The sequence below is a fragment of the uncultured Roseibium sp. genome (assembly GCF_963675095.2).
Taxonomy (GTDB): Bacteria; Pseudomonadota; Alphaproteobacteria; order Rhizobiales; family Stappiaceae; genus Roseibium.
On the sequence record NZ_CAXXSJ010000037.1, the window covers coordinates 39,921 to 57,043 of the forward strand.

18 protein-coding genes and 1 pseudogene are annotated in these 17,123 nt (G+C 61.5%); 9 read left to right on the forward strand and 10 right to left on the reverse strand.

Annotated features, from left to right (window positions below):
* Positions 1 to 45 precede the first annotated feature (45 nt).
* From ABIN98_RS14505 to ABIN98_RS14535, 7 genes are all read right to left on the reverse strand, one after another.
* A complete protein-coding gene (locus ABIN98_RS14505) occupies positions 46 to 1,524 on the reverse strand; it encodes an aldehyde dehydrogenase (protein WP_346911146.1) in 1,479 nt (492 codons plus the stop codon).
* A 34-nt stretch (positions 1,525 to 1,558) separates the two neighbouring features.
* Positions 1,559 to 2,686, reverse strand: a complete 1,128-nt coding sequence (locus ABIN98_RS14510; RefSeq protein ID WP_346911029.1) for a zinc-dependent alcohol dehydrogenase family protein — start codon at positions 2,684 to 2,686, stop codon at positions 1,559 to 1,561.
* Between the two features lie 24 nt (positions 2,687 to 2,710).
* Positions 2,711 to 4,216, reverse strand: coding sequence for a sugar ABC transporter ATP-binding protein (locus tag ABIN98_RS14515; RefSeq protein ID WP_346911031.1), 1,506 nt, complete (start codon positions 4,214 to 4,216; stop codon positions 2,711 to 2,713).
* Positions 4,213 to 5,292, reverse strand: a complete 1,080-nt coding sequence (locus ABIN98_RS14520) for a strictosidine synthase (protein ID WP_346911033.1) — start codon at positions 5,290 to 5,292, stop codon at positions 4,213 to 4,215. The genes ABIN98_RS14515 and ABIN98_RS14520 overlap by 4 nt, the downstream gene beginning before the upstream one ends.
* Positions 5,289 to 7,352, reverse strand: a complete 2,064-nt coding sequence (locus ABIN98_RS14525) for an ABC transporter permease (protein ID WP_394701512.1) — start codon at positions 7,350 to 7,352, stop codon at positions 5,289 to 5,291. The genes ABIN98_RS14520 and ABIN98_RS14525 overlap by 4 nt, the downstream gene beginning before the upstream one ends.
* A gap of 171 nt (positions 7,353 to 7,523) precedes the next feature.
* A complete protein-coding gene (locus tag ABIN98_RS14530; protein WP_346911037.1) occupies positions 7,524 to 8,543 on the reverse strand; it encodes a sugar ABC transporter substrate-binding protein in 1,020 nt (339 codons plus the stop codon).
* Between the two features lie 62 nt (positions 8,544 to 8,605).
* Positions 8,606 to 9,592, reverse strand: coding sequence for an ABC transporter permease (locus ABIN98_RS14535; RefSeq protein WP_394701508.1), 987 nt, complete (start codon positions 9,590 to 9,592; stop codon positions 8,606 to 8,608).
* Between the two features lie 175 nt (positions 9,593 to 9,767).
* Between ABIN98_RS14535 and ABIN98_RS14540 the strand changes: the two genes are divergently transcribed.
* On the forward strand, positions 9,768 to 10,442 hold the full coding sequence (locus ABIN98_RS14540) for a class I SAM-dependent methyltransferase (protein WP_346911041.1): 675 nt from the start codon (positions 9,768 to 9,770) through the stop codon (positions 10,440 to 10,442).
* Positions 10,443 to 10,485: 43 nt separating this feature from the next.
* Here the strand turns inward: ABIN98_RS14540 and coaA are convergent, their stop codons facing one another.
* The gene (coaA, locus tag ABIN98_RS14545) at positions 10,486 to 11,490 is read right to left on the reverse strand and encodes a type I pantothenate kinase (RefSeq protein WP_346911043.1); all 1,005 of its coding nucleotides are present in this window, start codon (positions 11,488 to 11,490) and stop codon (positions 10,486 to 10,488) included.
* A 15-nt stretch (positions 11,491 to 11,505) separates the two neighbouring features.
* Entirely contained in the window at positions 11,506 to 11,679 is a 174-nt protein-coding gene (locus ABIN98_RS14550; RefSeq protein ID WP_346911045.1) for a hypothetical protein, read from the reverse strand.
* A gap of 173 nt (positions 11,680 to 11,852) precedes the next feature.
* Between ABIN98_RS14550 and ABIN98_RS14555 the strand changes: the two are divergent.
* Both ABIN98_RS14555 and ABIN98_RS14560 read left to right on the forward strand, forming a co-directional pair.
* Positions 11,853 to 11,978: pseudogene (locus ABIN98_RS14555) on the forward strand (helix-turn-helix domain-containing protein); the annotation flags it as partial.
* Positions 11,979 to 12,123: 145 nt separating this feature from the next.
* Positions 12,124 to 12,600: an IclR family transcriptional regulator C-terminal domain-containing protein gene (locus ABIN98_RS14560; protein WP_346911047.1), complete on the forward strand. Its 477-nt coding sequence runs from the start codon at positions 12,124 to 12,126 to the stop codon at positions 12,598 to 12,600.
* A 152-nt stretch (positions 12,601 to 12,752) separates the two neighbouring features.
* On the opposite strand, the gene ABIN98_RS14565 is transcribed toward ABIN98_RS14560, so the two are convergent.
* Positions 12,753 to 13,328, reverse strand: a complete 576-nt coding sequence (locus tag ABIN98_RS14565; RefSeq protein ID WP_394701509.1) for a hypothetical protein — start codon at positions 13,326 to 13,328, stop codon at positions 12,753 to 12,755.
* A gap of 112 nt (positions 13,329 to 13,440) precedes the next feature.
* On the opposite strand from ABIN98_RS14565, the gene ABIN98_RS14570 reads away from it, so the two are divergent.
* From ABIN98_RS14570 to ABIN98_RS14595, 6 genes are all read left to right on the forward strand, one after another.
* Positions 13,441 to 13,575, forward strand: a complete 135-nt coding sequence (locus ABIN98_RS14570) for an acyl-CoA dehydrogenase family protein (protein WP_394701510.1) — start codon at positions 13,441 to 13,443, stop codon at positions 13,573 to 13,575.
* Positions 13,576 to 13,707: 132 nt separating this feature from the next.
* The gene (locus tag ABIN98_RS14575; protein ID WP_346911050.1) at positions 13,708 to 13,842 is read left to right on the forward strand and encodes a hypothetical protein; all 135 of its coding nucleotides are present in this window, start codon (positions 13,708 to 13,710) and stop codon (positions 13,840 to 13,842) included.
* A 24-nt stretch (positions 13,843 to 13,866) separates the two neighbouring features.
* Positions 13,867 to 15,015 carry an acyl-CoA dehydrogenase family protein gene (locus tag ABIN98_RS14580; protein WP_346911052.1) on the forward strand — a complete coding sequence of 383 codons (1,149 nt, stop codon included), beginning with the start codon at positions 13,867 to 13,869 and terminating at the stop codon, positions 15,013 to 15,015.
* 31 nt (positions 15,016 to 15,046) lie between these two features.
* Positions 15,047 to 15,862, forward strand: a complete 816-nt coding sequence (locus tag ABIN98_RS14585) for a crotonase/enoyl-CoA hydratase family protein (protein WP_346911054.1) — start codon at positions 15,047 to 15,049, stop codon at positions 15,860 to 15,862.
* Between the two features lie 161 nt (positions 15,863 to 16,023).
* Positions 16,024 to 16,551 carry a hypothetical protein gene (locus ABIN98_RS14590; RefSeq protein ID WP_346911056.1) on the forward strand — a complete coding sequence of 176 codons (528 nt, stop codon included), beginning with the start codon at positions 16,024 to 16,026 and terminating at the stop codon, positions 16,549 to 16,551.
* Between the two features lie 25 nt (positions 16,552 to 16,576).
* Complete coding sequence (locus ABIN98_RS14595) at positions 16,577 to 17,062, forward strand: hypothetical protein (protein ID WP_346911058.1); 486 nt, start codon at positions 16,577 to 16,579, stop codon at positions 17,060 to 17,062.
* The last annotated feature ends 61 nt before the right edge of the window (positions 17,063 to 17,123 follow it).

A 17,123-nucleotide genomic window follows, 5' to 3' on the forward strand; every position in this document is an offset into this window, starting at 1 on the left:
CAATCGTTATAGGTCTCGTCTATGGCGCTTTGGCTTCATCGGGTCTCAACGCATGACAAATGGATTGGCCGGGCCGGGGCCGTAGTCCATCCAGACGGACTTGGTTTCCAGATAGTCATTGAGAGCTTCCTGCCCGCTTTCACGCCCGATGCCGGAGGACTTGAAACCGCCGAACGGCACCATGTAGGACACCGCGCGGTAACAGTTGGTCCAGATGTTTCCGGCACGCAGTGCCTTGGCTGCGCGGAACATGCGGCCCTGGTCTTGCGTCCAGACTCCCGCGGCCAGGCCGTAATCGGTGTCGTTGGCCATCCGGTAGGCCTCTTCTTCCTCGCGGAATTTGATGACGGACAGAACCGGGCCGAAGACCTCCTGCTGGGCGATCTTCATCGCGTTGTCGACCCCGGTGAAAACCGTCGGTTCGATGAACCGTCCTTGTCCGCATTCGGGCCGTTCCGAGGGTCCGCCGCCGAGAACGCATTCCGCACCCTCGTCCCGCGCCATCTGGATCGAGGACAGGATCTTGTCGAACTGGGGCTTGGTCGTCACGGGGCCAACCTGGGTGTCCGTATTCATGGGGTCCCCGACACGGGCCGTCCTGGCCAGATTCAGGAAGGCGTCGACGAAGGCGTCATGAATGTCCTCGTGCACCAGAACGCGTGAGCCTGCGATGCAGGTCTGGCCGGTCGCCGCGAAGATGCCGGAAACGACACCGCGCGCGGCACTTTCCACATTCACATCCGGGAAGACGAGCTGGGCGGATTTGCCGCCGAGTTCCAGCGTCAGCCTCTTGAAGGTGTTCATGGCCGAGCGTGCAATATGGCGTCCGCTCGCATCCCCGCCGGTGAAGGCGACCTTGTGAACGCCCTTGTGTTCCGTAAGCGGTGCGCCAGCCTCGGCGCCATACCCGGTAATGGCGTTGATCACGCCGGCCGGGAAGCCGGCTTTTTCCGCCAGCTTGCAGAACTCAAGGGTGGAAGCCGAAGTGAATTCGGACGGTTTCAGCACCACGGTACAGCCGGCGGCCAGGGCTGGAGCCAGCTTCCAGGTGGTCAGAAGGAGCGGAGAGTTCCAGGGCGTGATCGCTGCCACGACACCGACGGGCACGTGGGTCGTGTAGGTAAACATGTCAGGCTTGTCGATCGGGATGACCGAGCCCTCGATCTTGTCGCAAAGACCGGCGAAATAGCGGAACCACTGGGGCAGATAGCCGGTCTGGCCGCGCATTTCGGCATAGAGCTTGCCGTTGTCCTGAACTTCGATGCGGGCGAGGTGATCGGCCTCGCTTTCCAGAATATCGGCGAACCGGTTGAGAAGACGGCCCCGCTGGGTCGGGTGCATCGTGGCCCAGTCGCCCTTGTTGAGGGCGTTGTTGGCCGCCTCAACGGCACGGTCCACGTCCTCTGCCCCGCAGCGGGGAATCCTTGCCCACACCTTGGAGGTAAAGGGATCGTCGCTTTCAAAATACTCGCCGGTTGCCGGTTCGACCCATTCGCCGTTGATGTAACATTGATAGGTCTGGATGCCCGTGGTGCGCTCCATGATCGTCCTCTTTATGTCAGCTGAAATCGATAACCTGGCGGATCGCCTTGCCTTCGTGCAGGCGGTCGAACCCCTCGTTGATGTCTTCCAGACGGATCTTCTCGGTCATCAGCCGTTCCACCGGCAGGCGGCCCTGGGCGTGGAGGGCGAGGAAGCGCGGGATGTCCCGGCTCGGAACACCGGATCCAAGGTAGGACCCCTTGAGGGTGCGCTCTTCCCCGGTCAGGCCGACAGCCGGGATCTGCAGCATGGCTTTGGGGTTCGGCAGGCCGGCGGTGACCGTCGCGCCGCCACGGCGCGTGGCGTCATAGGCAAAGCGCAGGGCATTGACGTTGCCGGTGAAATCCATCGCCGTATCGACCCCGCCGGAGGTCAGCTCGCGGAGCTCCTCCAGAGCGCCTTCCTTTGAGGAATCGATCGTATGGGTGGCGCCGAGCTCTTTGGCGAGTTCGAGCTTGTCGGGAATAATGTCGACGGCCACGATCTTTTCCGCGCCGGCCGCATAGGCTGCCATGACGGCCGAAAGACCGACGCCGCCAAGGCCCACAACCGCGGTCGAGCATCCGGGGCAGACGTCTCCGGTGTTGAACACGGCACCGGCGCCGGTCAGAACCGCACAACCCATCAGGGCGGCAATGTCCAGAGGGACGGAGCTGTCGATCTTCACAAGGGAATTCTGCGATACGACGGCGTACTCGGCAAAGCAGGAAACGCCGGTCATATGGTAGAGGGTTTCGCCGTTTCTGCTCAGCCGTGACCCGCCGCCGATCAGCATGCCGGTGCCATTGGCAGCCGCTCCCGGTTCGCACAAGGCCGGCCGCCCCGACCGGCACGGGCCGCAATGCCCGCAGCTTGGCACGAAGACGGAGATGACGTGATCGCCGGGCTCAAACCGTTCGACGTCCGGCCCGACCGCGCGCACGATGCCGGCGCTCTCGTGTCCCATGACCAGGGGCAGCTGTCGCGGCCGGTCGCCATTGACCACGGACAGGTCCGAGTGGCAAAGGCCCGCCGCTGCGATCTCGACCAGGACCTCTCCGTCGCGCGGCCCATCGAGATCGACCTCACAGACCGAGATCGGACGGGTTTCGGCATAAGGACCCGGACGACCGATCTCCTCCAGGACTGCGGCTTTCATTTTCATTTGTCTCTCCCTTCGCGCACCGGTCTAGTGGACGGCGGCGTACATGATTTTTTCTTCGCTCGCTTCCTCGATGGCGAACTCCTCGACCATACGCCCAAGCCGCGAGACGAGGATACGGTCGGACAGGGCAAGGATTTCGGGAAGGTAGGAAGAGATCATCACCACCGGCAAACCGGCATTCGCAAGCTCGTTGATCACTTCATGGATCTCGGCGATGGCGCCGACATCGACACCGCGGGTGGGCTCGTCGAGAATGATCAGCTTCGGCTTCTGAACCAGGGCCTTGGCGAGCACGACCTTCTGCTGGTTCCCGCCCGATAGCTCGATGACCTTCGAGTTGTTGTCGATCGCCTTCACGTTCAGGCGCTCGGTCCAGACCTTGGCCAGTTCGGTCATCTCGGCGTAGTTGATCACCGGGCTTTCATTGAGATCCGCCCCGACCAGGCCGGAATAGATGTTCTGGGCGATCGACTTGGTTTCGAAGAAGCCCTCAACCTTCCTGTCCTCCGTGACATAGACGATGCCGTCGCGGATCGCCGGGCGGGGAACGCGGTAGCGCACCGGTTTGCCGCTGAGTCGCACCTCTCCGCCATGGAAGAAGTCGCGTTTCAGAACGCCGGAAATGATCTTGAAGGTTTCGGTACGGCCCGAGCCGACCAGGCCGAAGACGCCGGTAACCTGGCCTGAGAAAACGGAAAACGAGGTGTTGCGGACGATCGATCCCATGGACAGGTTCTGGACCGAAAGCACGCGCTTGCCGGCGGGCCGTCCCTTTCGTTCCTTGCCCTGCTTGTCGCCATACAGCTCGTTGGTCAGGCTTCGCCCGACCATGTGGCCGATGATCTTGTCTCGGTCGAAGGCCTTGACCTCATCGGTGATGACATGCTCGCCGTCCCGCAGAATGGTGATCCGGTCGGAAATGGTCAGCGCTTCTTCCAGGGCGTGACTGATGAAGACGATCGAAACGCCATTCTCTTTCAGCCGATTGACGAGATTGAAGAAGTGGTATTTTTCCTCGGGCGTCAGGGTGGCCGTCGGCTCGTCGAAGATGATGACCTTGGCATTGTGGCGGACCGCGCGGGCGATCTCGACCATCTGCTTCTGTGCCGCACCAAGCTGGGAGACCAGTGCGGTCGGATCCACCTCGAAGCTGAGCGATTGCAGGAACTGCTGTGCGGAAATCCAGAGACCGCGAAGGCGTGTCAGGAATTGCTCGTTTCCGAGTTCCAGGTTCTGCGCGACGGTCAGAGAGGGGATCAGGCTGGTTTCCTGAAACACCATCGCGATGCCGCTTTCAAGCGCTTCCTGCGGGCTGGTGAAAGCCACCTTGCTGCCGAGGTAGCGGACTTCGCCGTCGGTCGGCTCATAGACCCCGGCGATCATCTTGGTCAGCGTCGATTTGCCGGCACCGTTTTCTCCCAGCAAGGAATGGATCTCGCCGGGGTGCAACTCGAAGGAAACGCCCTTGACCGCCGGGTTGCCGTGGAATTCCTTGGTGACATTTCGAAGTTCGACCACGGGTGTCGTCATGCCGATTCTCCCTCGGTCTCAAGGTTCAAACGCAGGACTTCTCCGGACCCTCGCCCCGTGAGCCAAAGGTGGCCGTCCGCTTCCACGGCAGATGTGATGCCGTGCCGGCGGCCACCCGCCCGGCTATGGAAACTGCGCACCGGGATAAAGTCCTCATCCAGTTCGATCACGAGGCCATAGGAAAGGGTCGGCGCCCAGGGCTTGAGGATACCCATCTGCTTCAGAGCGCCGCCTTGCATCGGCTCATGGAAGGACTTGCCGCTGGAGTAGTTGGGAGCCACCCAATAATCGGAGGGCACCTCACGGAGCATGGCCTTGCGGTAACCGGGTTCTCTCAGGACGAATTCAATCAGCGTGCTGCGCGGGGCAAAGATACAAAGCCAATAACCGCCGCCCGCGCGTGCCTGAATGCGTCCCGGATAGCCGGGAATTTCATCCAGAACGATGCGTGTCATGGCGCCGTCGGCTGCCATTTCGACCACGTGAGAAGACCAGGCCTCGCTGAACACGACCGCACCGTTGGGAAGAACTGCAATGCCGGAGGGATACCGCAAGCGGTGCTTGACGATGCGGATCTCGCCTGTCGCCGGATCGGCGCGGCCGATCATGCCGCTGCGGTTCATTTCCATCAGATCGCGACGCCACTCGGTGGGCGCATTCTGCTCCGATCCGATGCAGAACCAGATGGTGCCATCCGGTCCGAAGACCAGGGCGGTGATATTCCGGACATCCCTGTTCCAGTTCGGTGTCACGGCTTCGAAACCGGTGCCAAGCACCAGCAATCCGTCAGCAAGCGTCGCAACGGCCAGGGTCTCGCCATTCGTCGCCAGGGCGGTGATCTCGGATCCGAGATCAATCTTCCTCCCGTCTTGCATGACGAGTTGCGCCCCGTCCGACCAGAGCGGTTGTCCCTGCCAGAAGACGATGCAGTCCGGTGCCTGTCCGGAAATCCCTTGCGGCAGGTCCTCCAGCCGGTTGTTCGGTTTCAGGGCGCCATCCAGGGCCGGTACGGTCACGGCTGCGGAGCCGCGTCCGAGGAAGCTGTCGAGCTTCCGCGCGATAAACGTCTGTCTCATGCCTGCCTCCGCGCCTTGTCGCCCCAGTAACTGGACCAACCGCTCCAGCTGTCGTTCATGCCTTCAAGACGGATCCGTCCGATCCGGTTGTTGGTGATACCGCCGAGATAGAGCCAGCCCTTGTGCTCGCGCATGGAGGTGATCATCGGGTGATTGGCGGCATGGCGGTCCCACATGGATTCGATGAATTCGCCCTTGTCGTTGAACCGTGCGACGCAGCCGATATTGAGGTTGGGATAGAGCCACTGGTCGGCCGCGATCCGCCGCGCCATGCGCCGCCGGAAGCCCGGCATCTTCAGGGCCAGATCAAGGGCGGGGGAGCGCATGCCCATGATGGCGACCCAGTAGGTCCCGTCGGAGGCGCGGTTGATGTTGTCGGGATAGCCCGGCAGCTTGTCGGCGAGGATCTCAAGCTTGCCCTTCTTGGGGCCCTCCAGCCAATACCGGTTGATCCGGCAGCCCCAGCTCTCGGCAAAGAGGATCGACTTGCCGTCATGGGCCGTGCAGACACCGTTCGGGAAGATCAGGTTCTTCAGAACGGTTCGGGTCTTTTTGGTCGCGGGGTCGTAGCAGATGATGCGGCCGTTTCCGCGGCTCTCCAGGGCGTCCACGGGCCAGTCATGCATTTCGTAACGGATCGTGGCCTCGGAGAAATAGATCTTGCCGTCAGGCGCGATATCCAAGTCGTCGGCCAGACGCAGGCGGCTGTCGTCGACGACTGAGAACAGCGACCGGTTGGTTTCGTCGGTTACCTTGACGACGCTTCTGTCTGCTTTGGAGACCATGTAGAGACCCATGCCGCCGACGCAGACCAGCAGATTGCCGTCCTTGTCGAAGCTCATGCCGAGCGGCGCGCCGCCGATATGGGCGTAGACCTCATGGGTTTTGTAGTCGGGGGCGAAGTAGCGGATGATGTCGCCGTGACGGTTGCCGCTGTAGAGATTGTCGTCCTCGTCGAGGATCACGTCTTCCGGGCTTTCCACTTCGCCAAGGGCGATCACGTCGACCTTGCTCAAGCGGTCATTGACCTCGAACGGACCGTTGTCGGTCGGGCGCGGTTCCGGCATTTCCATCAGGGTGGGCGAAACGTAGACCTTGCTGAGGAGCTTGTGGCGGTTCTTCATCCAGCGCACGTCCACGAAGACAGCGAACAGAAGAGCAAGGCCGAGGACCATCGGTCCGGAACCGCTGTTCAGGCCAAGGCGAAGGACGCCGTTGGACAGCACCAGGACGGTCACGGCCCCCATCAGGGCCTTGGGAACCGAGCCGCGTCCGCCGCCGAGCGAGTTGCCGCCCAGGATCGCCGCAGTCAGTGCCGAGATTTCCAGGCCGATGCCCGTGTCGGTGCCGGCACCGCTCAGGCGTGCGGCGTATAGAACGCCGGCCATGCCGACGAGGGCGCCGGAGATCACATAGGCCGAACAGACGATCCGCTTGACCGGCAGCCCCATGTTGAAGGCGGACCGGCGCGACCCGCCGATGGCCAGAAGGCGCCAGCCGGGGCCGGAGCGGCTGAAGGCGATGTGGGCGATCACGGCAATAACCGCCAGCACGACGAAACTGAAGGGGAAGATCCAGACCCCGCCGAGACCCATCATGTCCCAGAGCGGTGAGGTGTAGAACGACATCGACATGTCCTGGGCGTATTCCAAAAGCAGGAGGTCGACGATCGCGCGTACGATAATCAGGGTCACAAGTGTTGTCAGGAATGCCCGGAGCCGCAGATAGCCGACCAGCAGCCCGTTGATCAGACCGACACCGGCCGTGATCAGAACCGTCAGGAGTGCGGAGACCCCCACCGGGAAATGCGCCAGGTTGAGGAAATAAAGCATCAGGAAGTTGGCGAGCGCGAAGTTCGATCCGACCGAGAGATCGATGCCGCCAACAAGGATCACGGTCGTCATGGCGAGCACTACGAGGGCCAGTTCGCCATATTGACGGGCCAGGATCGAGATGTTGCTGCCGGTGAAGAAGTTAGGCAGCAGCATCCCGATGACACCGACCACGATAATCATGAAGGTGAAGGGGATCGCGTTGTCGATCCAGCTCTTGGAGAGCATCTCGCCGACGACATGATCGGGGAAAAAGCGATACCGGGCTTTCTTGAGGCTATGTACTAGCGACACGGGACCATCTCCCCCATGAATGTGGTCATTGTTCTTGTCGTTGGAGCTTTTGCAGACGACAGGCCACGGTCGTGAACACGTGGCCTGCGTCCTGAGCGGATGTCCCTAGCGGAGACGGCTCGCGTAGATTTCGGAATCCCAGCAGGAGGCCTTGTCCACGTTGTCTTTGGTCATCACGTAGGTCGGGGAGAACACCTGGGTCTTCAGCTTGCCGCCGCCGCCGTTCTGCAGAGCGATCATGATCGCGGTCCAGGCGTCGCGTCCCATGCCGGGCGCGTCGTAGTTGTAAACGATGTCGAACGTATCGTCGCGGATCAGGTCGCAGGTGCTCGCAGCCCCCCCTCCGGAGGTGATCACGGTGACGCTGTCGGCGAGGTCCGCCTGCTTCACCGCTGCCCCGGTCCCGATGGCCTGACCATCCCACATGTCGAGAATGGCGCAGAGATCCGGGTGCTGCTGCAGGACCGTTTCGGTGATTGCCCGCGCCTTGGACGCATCCCAGTCGGCTGCCTGGCTCGAGACGATCTGAATGTCCTCGCGCCCCTTCAGGACCTCCATGATGCCCTGGACCTGGAAGTAGCTGACGCCACCGGTGAGCACGCCCTGCACGATGGAGATCTTGTGCGAGGTATTGGTGCCTTCGCCGCATTGCTTGATCGCCGTTTCGGCAATCTCGCGGCCCATTGCAACGTAGTCCGGTCCGACAAACGCATCGGTCTGAACGGCACCTTGCATGTTCATCTGGATGACCGCGATTCCGAGACGGTTGGCCTGCATCATCAGGCGGGCAAGCGACTGGGTGTCGGGGTTCTGGGTGACGATCACGTCCGGATGCTCGGCAATCAGGGACGTCATGCCCTGTGCCATTGCATCGGTCGACCAGTTCGGATCCTGGATCGTGAACTTCATGCCGTAGCGCTGGGACTCTTCCTTGACCACACCGCCCCAGGCCTGTGCCAGGTCAAAACCGGCCGAGATCGGCAGGTAGGCGACCCATTTGTCCTTCAGCGCATCGAGTGCCGGGCCGCGGAACGGGTCGTTGGGTTCCTGTGCCAGCGCGCCGCCGGCGAGGCCGATCCCGGCTACGGCCAACAGGGCCATTTTCTTCAGATTGGTCCAAGTCATATTGCTGTCCTCCAATGTATTCATTCAGCTGGGTATTCCGTGTTTTTCTTGTTTGGGCCGGATCAGATATCGCCTTGCTGTCCGGTCTGTTCATCACGTGGATTGATGACGCTGTCCGCGACGATCGCGAGCAGAAGGATGAGGCTCTTGATCACGTTCTGGATGGTGTACTGGATGTCCATGATGGTCATGCCGTTCACCAGAACGCCGATCAGAAGCGTGCCGACGATAACGTTACGGACGCTGCCCCGGCCGCCCGACAGGCTGACGCCACCGAGCACGACGATGAGGATCACGTCGTAAATCATGTTGGAATTGACGATCCGGGTGTTCATCGATTGGACCGCCGTCGCGGTGATCAGGCCGGCGAGATAGGCGGCCGTTCCGCTGAGCATGTATTGAAGCACCATGGTCGGGCGCACGGCGATGCCGGTGATCCGGGACGCCTGGGTGTTGTCGCCGATGTTGTAGGTGTTCCAGCCGTGCTTCGAGAAGCGGAGGAAGAGATAGACGACGACAGCCAGGATCGCTGCGAGGATAATCGGGATCGGAACGCCCAGAATGCGCCCCTGTCCGATCTGGGCCGCCCAGCCGAAATTCGCCGGCAGATAGACGACATCCGTGCCGGTGATGAGGTGAGCCCGGCCGAAGCCGTAGATGAAGGTGCCCATGGCGAGGGTCGCGAAGATCGCCGGGATCTCGGCAAAGGCGACCAGGATGCCGGTGATCAGGCTCATCCCCAGCGCAAAGCCGAGGCCGATGGCAAGCGCCGCCCACAAGGGCATGCCGGTGCCGACAAGCTGGATCGTCCAGGCCACGGAGATGGCCATGTTGGCCACCATCGACAGGTCGATGCCCCGGCCCAGGACGACAATCAGCATGCCCAGTCCGAGAATCCCGAGCACTGCGACACTTCGCAACAGAGCCAGGAGATTGTTTGTGCCTATGAATCCATCTAGGGAAAAGGCGAAGATTGCGAACATCGCAAGTGTGATCGTGAAAACGATCTTCTCCTGCGAGACATTCTTAAAACGTCCACCGAGCTTCATCTTCGATTGTCCTCCCACCTGGTCGGCCACTCGAAAACAGCGCCTTTCCAATGGCTGCGAGTGTGAGGCGCAATTGTTATTTACTGCTAATCCATAAATCTTAGTGCAGTCATAGCTTTAGGCTATGTCATGACGAAACCCGCGATTGCAGGGCTGTGAAAGGTTGGAAACCGGTTTGGGACATATCGAGCATCTTTCGACACTTTTCGATTTGAAAAACAAGGCCGTGGCTGATGTCGGGGCGGGCAGCGGTGCGTTTTCAGCTCAGCTCTTTCAAGCGGGAGCCATAGTCTCCGCGATTGAAATCGATCCGGACAAGGTCGCGGCTGCCAGGGCGAAGCTGCCGTCCGATGTCGCGGTTCTGGAAGGGCGCGCGGAAGCCTTGCCGCTCGCTGACGGTTCCCAGGACCTGCTGTGCTACTTCTTCTCGTTCCACCATGTGCCGCAAGAGGTTCAGTCCCTTGCGCTGCAGGAGGCTGGCCGTGTCCTGAAGCCAGGCGGACGGCTGCATGTCGTGGAACCTTTTCCCTATGGCTCCATGTTCGACGTGGTTCGTCTGGTGGAAGACGAAACCGAGGTGCGCACCCGCTCGCACGAGATCATGGGGGCGCTGGGCCAGGGGGATGGCGCGTTCGAACTGCTCGACAAGGCCGAATACACGCTCTCGCGCTCCTATCCGACTTTCGAGGATTTTCTGAAGCAGGTCGTCCGGGTGGATCCGGCACGCAACCGCATCTTTGAAGAAAACCGGACAGCGATCGAAGAGCGCTTTGAACAGTCGCTTGATCGCTCGTCGGGCGGGCATCTTCTGCACCAACCCTGCGCTGCCTACCATTTCCGGAAACGGTAAGACGGCCGGCAGCAGTCCTGCCGACCGGCTCCGGCTTGTGTCCTTACAATTTCCGGAGCAGGACTTCCTCGACCAGGTGGTTTGATCCCTTCTTCAGGATCAGGTCGGCGCGCGGGCGGGTCGGCTGGATGTTTTCGTGCAAGTTCTGCAGGTTGATGCTCTCCCAGAGATCCTCGGCCCGCGCCAGGGCGGCTTCTTCCGGGAGTTCCGCATAGCGATGGAAGAAGGATTGCGGATCGCGGAAAGCGGTCTCGCGCAGGCGCATGAAGCGGGTCACATACCAGTCGTGGATCAGCTCTTCTTCGGCATCGATATAGATGGAGAAGTCGAAATAGTCGGAGACGAACGGCACCATCTTGCCGTCTTCGGGCAGGTCGCGCACCTGCAGCACGTTGATGCCTTCAAAGATCAGGATGTCGGGCCGGTCGATCGTCACATACTGGTCCGGTACGACATCATAGGTGAGGTGCGAATAGACAGGAGCCTGCACCGATCGATCGCCTGCCTTGATCCGCGACAGGAAGCGCAGGACGGAGCCGACATCGTAGCTCTCGGGAAAGCCCTTGCGGTCCATCAGGCCCTGTTCCTGCAGGGTGGCGTTCGGCCACAGGAACCCGTCCGTGGTGATCAGGTCCACCTTCGGGCTTGAGGGCCAGCGCGCCATCAGCTCCTTCAGGATGCGGGCGGTCGTCGATTTGCCGACGGCGACCGATCCGGCGATGCCGATCACGAAGGGCGTCTTGATCATCTCGTCGATATTGAGAAAGTGCCGGCGTTCCTGGAACAGATTGACCGACGCATCCACATGGGACGACAAGAGACGGGACAGGGACAGATAGATACGCCGAACCTCGTCGAGATCGACGGGGTCGTCCAGAGAACGTAGCCGCTTGACCTCGTCTTCCGACAGGGTCAGCGGAGTATCGGCCCGGAATTCTGACCACTGCTGTGCCGAAAACCGGCGGTAGGGGGACAGTTTGCTGCCGGACAACTGATCGAGAGGATCTGTTTGGGTCGAAGGGAAGTCTGTCGCCTGGGGCTTGTCCATCACGTCCTGGAGTGTTCACTGGTTCATCAGGTCCGGTAAAAACAGTGTTATTTCCGGGAAGGCAATCAAAATGCACAAAATGATCGGGGCGATTACGATTAACGGAGCCGTTTCCTCAAAGCTTTCCTGAAGGCGAGCACACGTCCGGCCGGTGCTGACACAGGTATTCAACACGAGGCGCGGCGTCATGCGGTCGATTTCCCTTCGTCCCAATTTTCCGTTACGTCCGCTGTTCCGGCAGGGGGATATGCAGCAAAACTTTGACTTTGTCCGCGTGCCCCGGCATGGAACGCAATAGTGTATTTTTTGGAGCCGACTAATGGGATCCTACCGTCCGGTTGTGGCCGCTACCCGCGTCCTTGATGTTCTCGCCGCCGTCAATTGGTTCGACGGGGAGCGCGACCGTGGGTGACATTCACCGGCACACCGGTCTCGACAAAGCGACGATCGTCCGCATGTTGGAGACGCTGGAACACAGCGGCTACATCCTGCGCAATCCCGGCGAGCGCGCCTATCGCGTTACCGGCAAGACGTTGACGCTGAGTTCCGGCTATGACCGCCACACGGTGATGGGGCGCCGTTGTCGGCCCGATACTGGAGACGTTTCGCGACGATGTCGGCTGGCCATCGGATGTGGGCCTGTTCGACAACGATGCCATGCTCGTTATCCAGACCTCGCGTCAGAGCGGCCCGCTGATGTTCAACCGCATCGCCGGCTATCGCTCTCCGCTTCTCGGGGCGAGCCTCGGTCTTGCCTACATCGCGCACAGCTCCGAAGAGGTCAGACTGGAGGCGTTGAAACGTCTTGAGGACGATCCCGCGCCCTGGAACGATATCGCGCGCGAACCCGATCATGGGGCAGCCTTCTTCGCATCCATCCGCGAGCGGGGCTATGCCACCATGAATGAGCAATACTCCGCCAGCGAATATGGCGCGAAGGTCTCGGCGATCGGCGTGCCGGTGATGAGCGGTTCGGAAATCTATGCCTCGATGAACGTCGTTTATCTGAAAAGCGCGATGACGCCCGCCCAGGCGGTTACCACTCTGCTCGGGCCCTTGCAGGAAACCGCCCGGAAAATGGGGCAGGCATTGGCGCAGACGGCGTCTTAATCCAAGTCGGTTTTCCGAAACGCGTTTGTTCTGAACCAGGCGGCGAAAAAGCTGCTTGCGACAGACGCCTCCTTTGCGTTACAAAATATGAAATGATATTTCATCTGATGAAATAACCATGCGATCTGCCGAAAGCCGCTCTCTGCAGCCGGCTATGGCAGAAACGGACCGGGGAGGGTCACGTGACTGAGATTGACACGATCGTTACCGATACGGCGACGCGTTTGTTCAAGGACCTGTTCACGGCGGAGGCGATGCGTCGTGCCGAGGCCGGCGAATGGCTTGCCGATGCGTGGGCCGCGCTCGCCGACGCAGGCATTCCGCAAGCGCTCATTCCGGAAGAGAACGGCGGCTTCGGGATTTCCGATCGCGTGGCGGCCGATCTCGTTCGCCTGGCCGGCTATCATGCGGTGCCGCTGCCGCTCGTGGAGACGATGCTTGCCGCAAGACTTCTTGCCACTGCTGGGCTCGATGTGCCGGAGGGGCCGCTCACGTTTGCCGAGATACGGGCTTGCGATGACGGAACGCTTGTCGCTGACGGCAAGGACTGGCGCCTTGCAGGCATGGCCGCACGGGTTCCCTGGGCGCGAGATGCGGTCGCGATGGTCGCGTTCGTGGAAGCGGGCGACGGGGCACGGCTGGTGCGTGTCGATCGGGGAGGATGGAGTGTCGAGGAAGGCGCCAATCTTGCCCGCGAGCCGCGCGACACGGTGACCTTTGATGCCCAAGTGTCGACAGACGCCGTGGCACACGTGTCGCTGACCGGCGACGCGCTACGGATGCTCGGCGCGGGGCTACGCAGCCTGCAGATCGCCGGCCGCGCTCGATGCGGTCCTCACCATGACGGTCGACTATGCGGGAGAACGCAAGCAGTTCGGGCGCCCGATCGGCAAGTTCCAGGCAATCCAGCAATCGCTTGCAATTCTGGCCGCGCAGACGGCGGCGGCTTCGGGGTGCTGCGGAGCTTGCCGCTGAATTGCCTTATGGGAAGCCCGAGCCTGCTTCTTGCCGCGTCGGCCAAGGCCCGTGCTGGCGAGGCTGCGGGGTCCGCCGCCGCGATCGCCCACCAGATCCACGGGCGCGATCGGTTTCACGCATGAACACGCCTTGCATTTCCATACCCGGCGCCTGTGGTCGTGGCGCGACGAGTTCGGCGGCGAGGCCGAGTGGACCAGACGGCTCGGCGAGGCAGTGATTGCCGGCGGCGCCGACGACCTCTGGCCGACCATTACCGCCGCCTGAGCTGACCACCTGTCGGAGACCCCCATGCAGCATTTCGTCTTCTCCCCTCCCGAGATTCCGGCTGATGCCGAGGACCTGCGCAGGCAGGTCCGCGCCTTTCTCGCCCGCGAACTCGCCGGCAGCAAACCGGTGGACCTCGCCCGATCCTGGAGCGGCTTCGACGCGGACTTCTCCCGCAAGATGGCCGCGGAAGGCTGGATCGGCATGACGTGGCCCAAGCGATATGGCGGGGCCGAACGCTCGAGCCTCCACCGGTACGTGGTGCTGGAGGAACTGCTCGCTGCCGGCGCACCGGTCGCCGCGCACTGGATCGCCGACCGCCAGAGCGGCCCATTGCTGCTGCGTTTCGGTTCCGAGGAACAGCGGCAGGAGATCCTGCCGCGCATCGCCGCTGGCGATTGTTTCTTCTGCATCGGCATGAGCGAGCCGGATTCCGGTTCTGACCTGGCCGCGACCCGCACGCGTGCGCGCCCAGTCGATGGCGGCTACGTTGTCAATGGCGCCAAGCTGTGGACGACCTATGCCCACAAATCCCATTACATGATCCTGTTCTGTCGCACCGGCGAGGATGAGGGGGATCGTCACGGCGGCATGAGCCAGTTCCTGGTCGATCTGACAACGCCGGGTATCGAGATTCGGCCGATCCTCGACCTTTCCGGCGCGCATCATTTCAACGAGGTGTCCTTTACCGATGTCTTCCTGCCGGCCTCGGCGCTGATAGGTAAGGAAGGTGACGGCTGGGCTCAGGTTATGAGCGAACTTTCCTTCGAGCGCAGCGGTCCCGACCGTTTCCTGTCAACGTTCACGCTGATCCGGGAACTCGTCCGTACGTTGGAGGGTGTCGCCACGCCGGCGGCTTATGAGGCGGTCGGACGGCTGGTCGCCCATCTTGTCGTGCTGCGCCGCCTGTCGCGTTCGGTCGCCGGTATGCTGCAGAAGGGGGAGAACCCGACCCTGCACGCGGCGATTATCAAGGATCTCGGGACACTCCTGGAACAGGAGGTGCCGGACATCGCCCGCAGCCTGATTGCTGCCGAGCCGTCCCTCCAGGCGACAAACGATTTCGAGGCTGTGCTTGCCCACGCGATCCTGAATGTTCCGGCCTTCTCGCTGCGGGGCGGCACGCGTGAAATCATGCGTGGCATCATCGCCCGTGGACTTGGGCTGCGCTGATCCGGTGGGCAAAAAATTGGGAGGAAAACAAATGGACGAACGTACGACTAAGCCTGTTCTGGTCGAAAAGGACGACGAGGGGATCGCCACACTGACCCTTAACCGGCCCGAGAACCGCAATGCCATTTCCGACGATGACATGATTGCCGCACTGCTTGAGGCGCTCGCCGCGCTGGAAACCGACAATGGCGTGCGCGTGATCATTCTGACGGGTGCGGGCACGGCCTTCTCGTCGGGTGGGAACCTGAAGAAGATGGGTGCTACGGGCGGTCTCAATGATGCGCTGCCGGCCCAGACCCGGATCAACTACCGGCATGGTATTCAGCGATTGCCGCTTGCCTTCGAGGCGCTCGAGGTGCCGGTCATCGCCGCCGTCAACGGTCCGGCGATCGGCGCCGGCTGCGACCTGGCCCTGATGTGCGACATGCGGATCGCTTCGCAAAAAGCCCGTTTCGCCGAAAGCTTCGTCAAGGTCGGCCTGATCCCGGGCGATGGCGGTGCCTGGCTGCTGCCGCGTGTCGTCGGCTTTTCGAAGGCATGTGAAATGGCGCTGACAGGTGACGCGATCGATGCCGACGAGGCGCTCGCCTGTGGTCTCGTCTCGCGGGTCGTTTCCGAAGACGACCTGATGGCCGAAGCCCGCTCTCTGGCGCTCAGGGTGGCGGCCAATCCGCCGCGGATGGTGCGCATGACCAAGCGCCTCCTGCGTGAGTCCTGCCGCAGCGATCTCGCCGCGCTTCTGGAAATGTCGGCTGCCCTGCAGGCGCTTGCCCAGGCCAGCGAGGATCATGTCGAGGCGGTGGCCTCGCTTCTGGAAAAACGACCAGCCGTCTTCACAGGAAACTGACGCAAGGTACCTGAACGTCACGCAAGCCTTTGCGCGGTCGGCGAAAAAGTCGGTTGCGCGATGGCAGGCTTTGAGTAGAATAAAATGAAGTGACGTTTCACACAGTGAAATTACTCTGCAGTCGCGATAAGACTTTCATGAAACCCGAGGAGGATTGAACTATGATCAAACGTTTGTTGCACCGTTGTGCGGTTGCTGTGGGGGGCATGCTTGCCGGTGCCGTTCTTGCAGGTTCCGGTGCCACGTCCGCGGATGCGAAGACGCTGACCTTCGCTGACAGCTTCCCCGCCGGTCACTATCTGTCCGAGCACGCCATGAAAATCTGGATGAAGCGTGTGGAGGAACTCACCAACGGCGAGATTGACTGGACGTATTTTCCTGCCGGTCAGATCGCCAAGGCCAAGGGTACGCTGACCGCGGTCCGGGACGGCCGCATCGATGCAGCCTATGTCGGCATCAGCTATTTCGCAGACAAGCTGCCCCTCAATACCGTTTCCATGCTGCCGGGCATGACGACGTCTTCGTCGGCAGGCGCTCCGGCCTATTGGCAATTGCTCAAGGACGACACGCCGCTTCGCGAGGAATTCCTCAAGAACAACGCGGTGCCGGTTTTTGGGGCGATGATCGATCCCTATCAGATGGTCATGGCGACTGGTCCGCTGATGACGCCGGAGGATTTCAAGGGGTAAGAAGATCCGTTCGGCGGGCGGCGCCATGAACCTGACGCTTGAGCGTCTCGGTGCGATCCCGGTCGCCATGCCGGCGCCGGACATGTACGTGGCGATGGAACGCGGCATCGTTGACGGCACGCTCTTCTCCGTCAACAGCATCAAGCCGTATCGCGTCAATGAACTGTCCAAGTCACTCAGCCGCAACGGCTCATTCGGCACCTTTGTCTTCTCCATCGCGGTAAACAAGGCGACATTCGACAGCCTGTCGCCGGAAATCCAGAAAGCCTTCATTCGGGCCGGTGACGACACGGTGAAGCATCTGTCCGCCTATGTCGACGAGAGCGTTGGCAAGAACCTCGAGGAATTTGCCAAGGAAGGCATCGAGATCTATGACTTCCCGCCGGAAACGATGAAAGTCATCGATGCCGCGCTTGCCGAAGCGGAACAGGACTGGGTCAAGCGCATTGCCGCACGAGGCCTGCCGGCCGAGGCGGTCCTTACCGAGTTCAAGAAAGCAATGGGCGAATAAGCCGCAACGCATCCCGGGCCGCCTTCCTGGCAGGGCGGCCCGCTGCCTTCGCGGTCGGAGG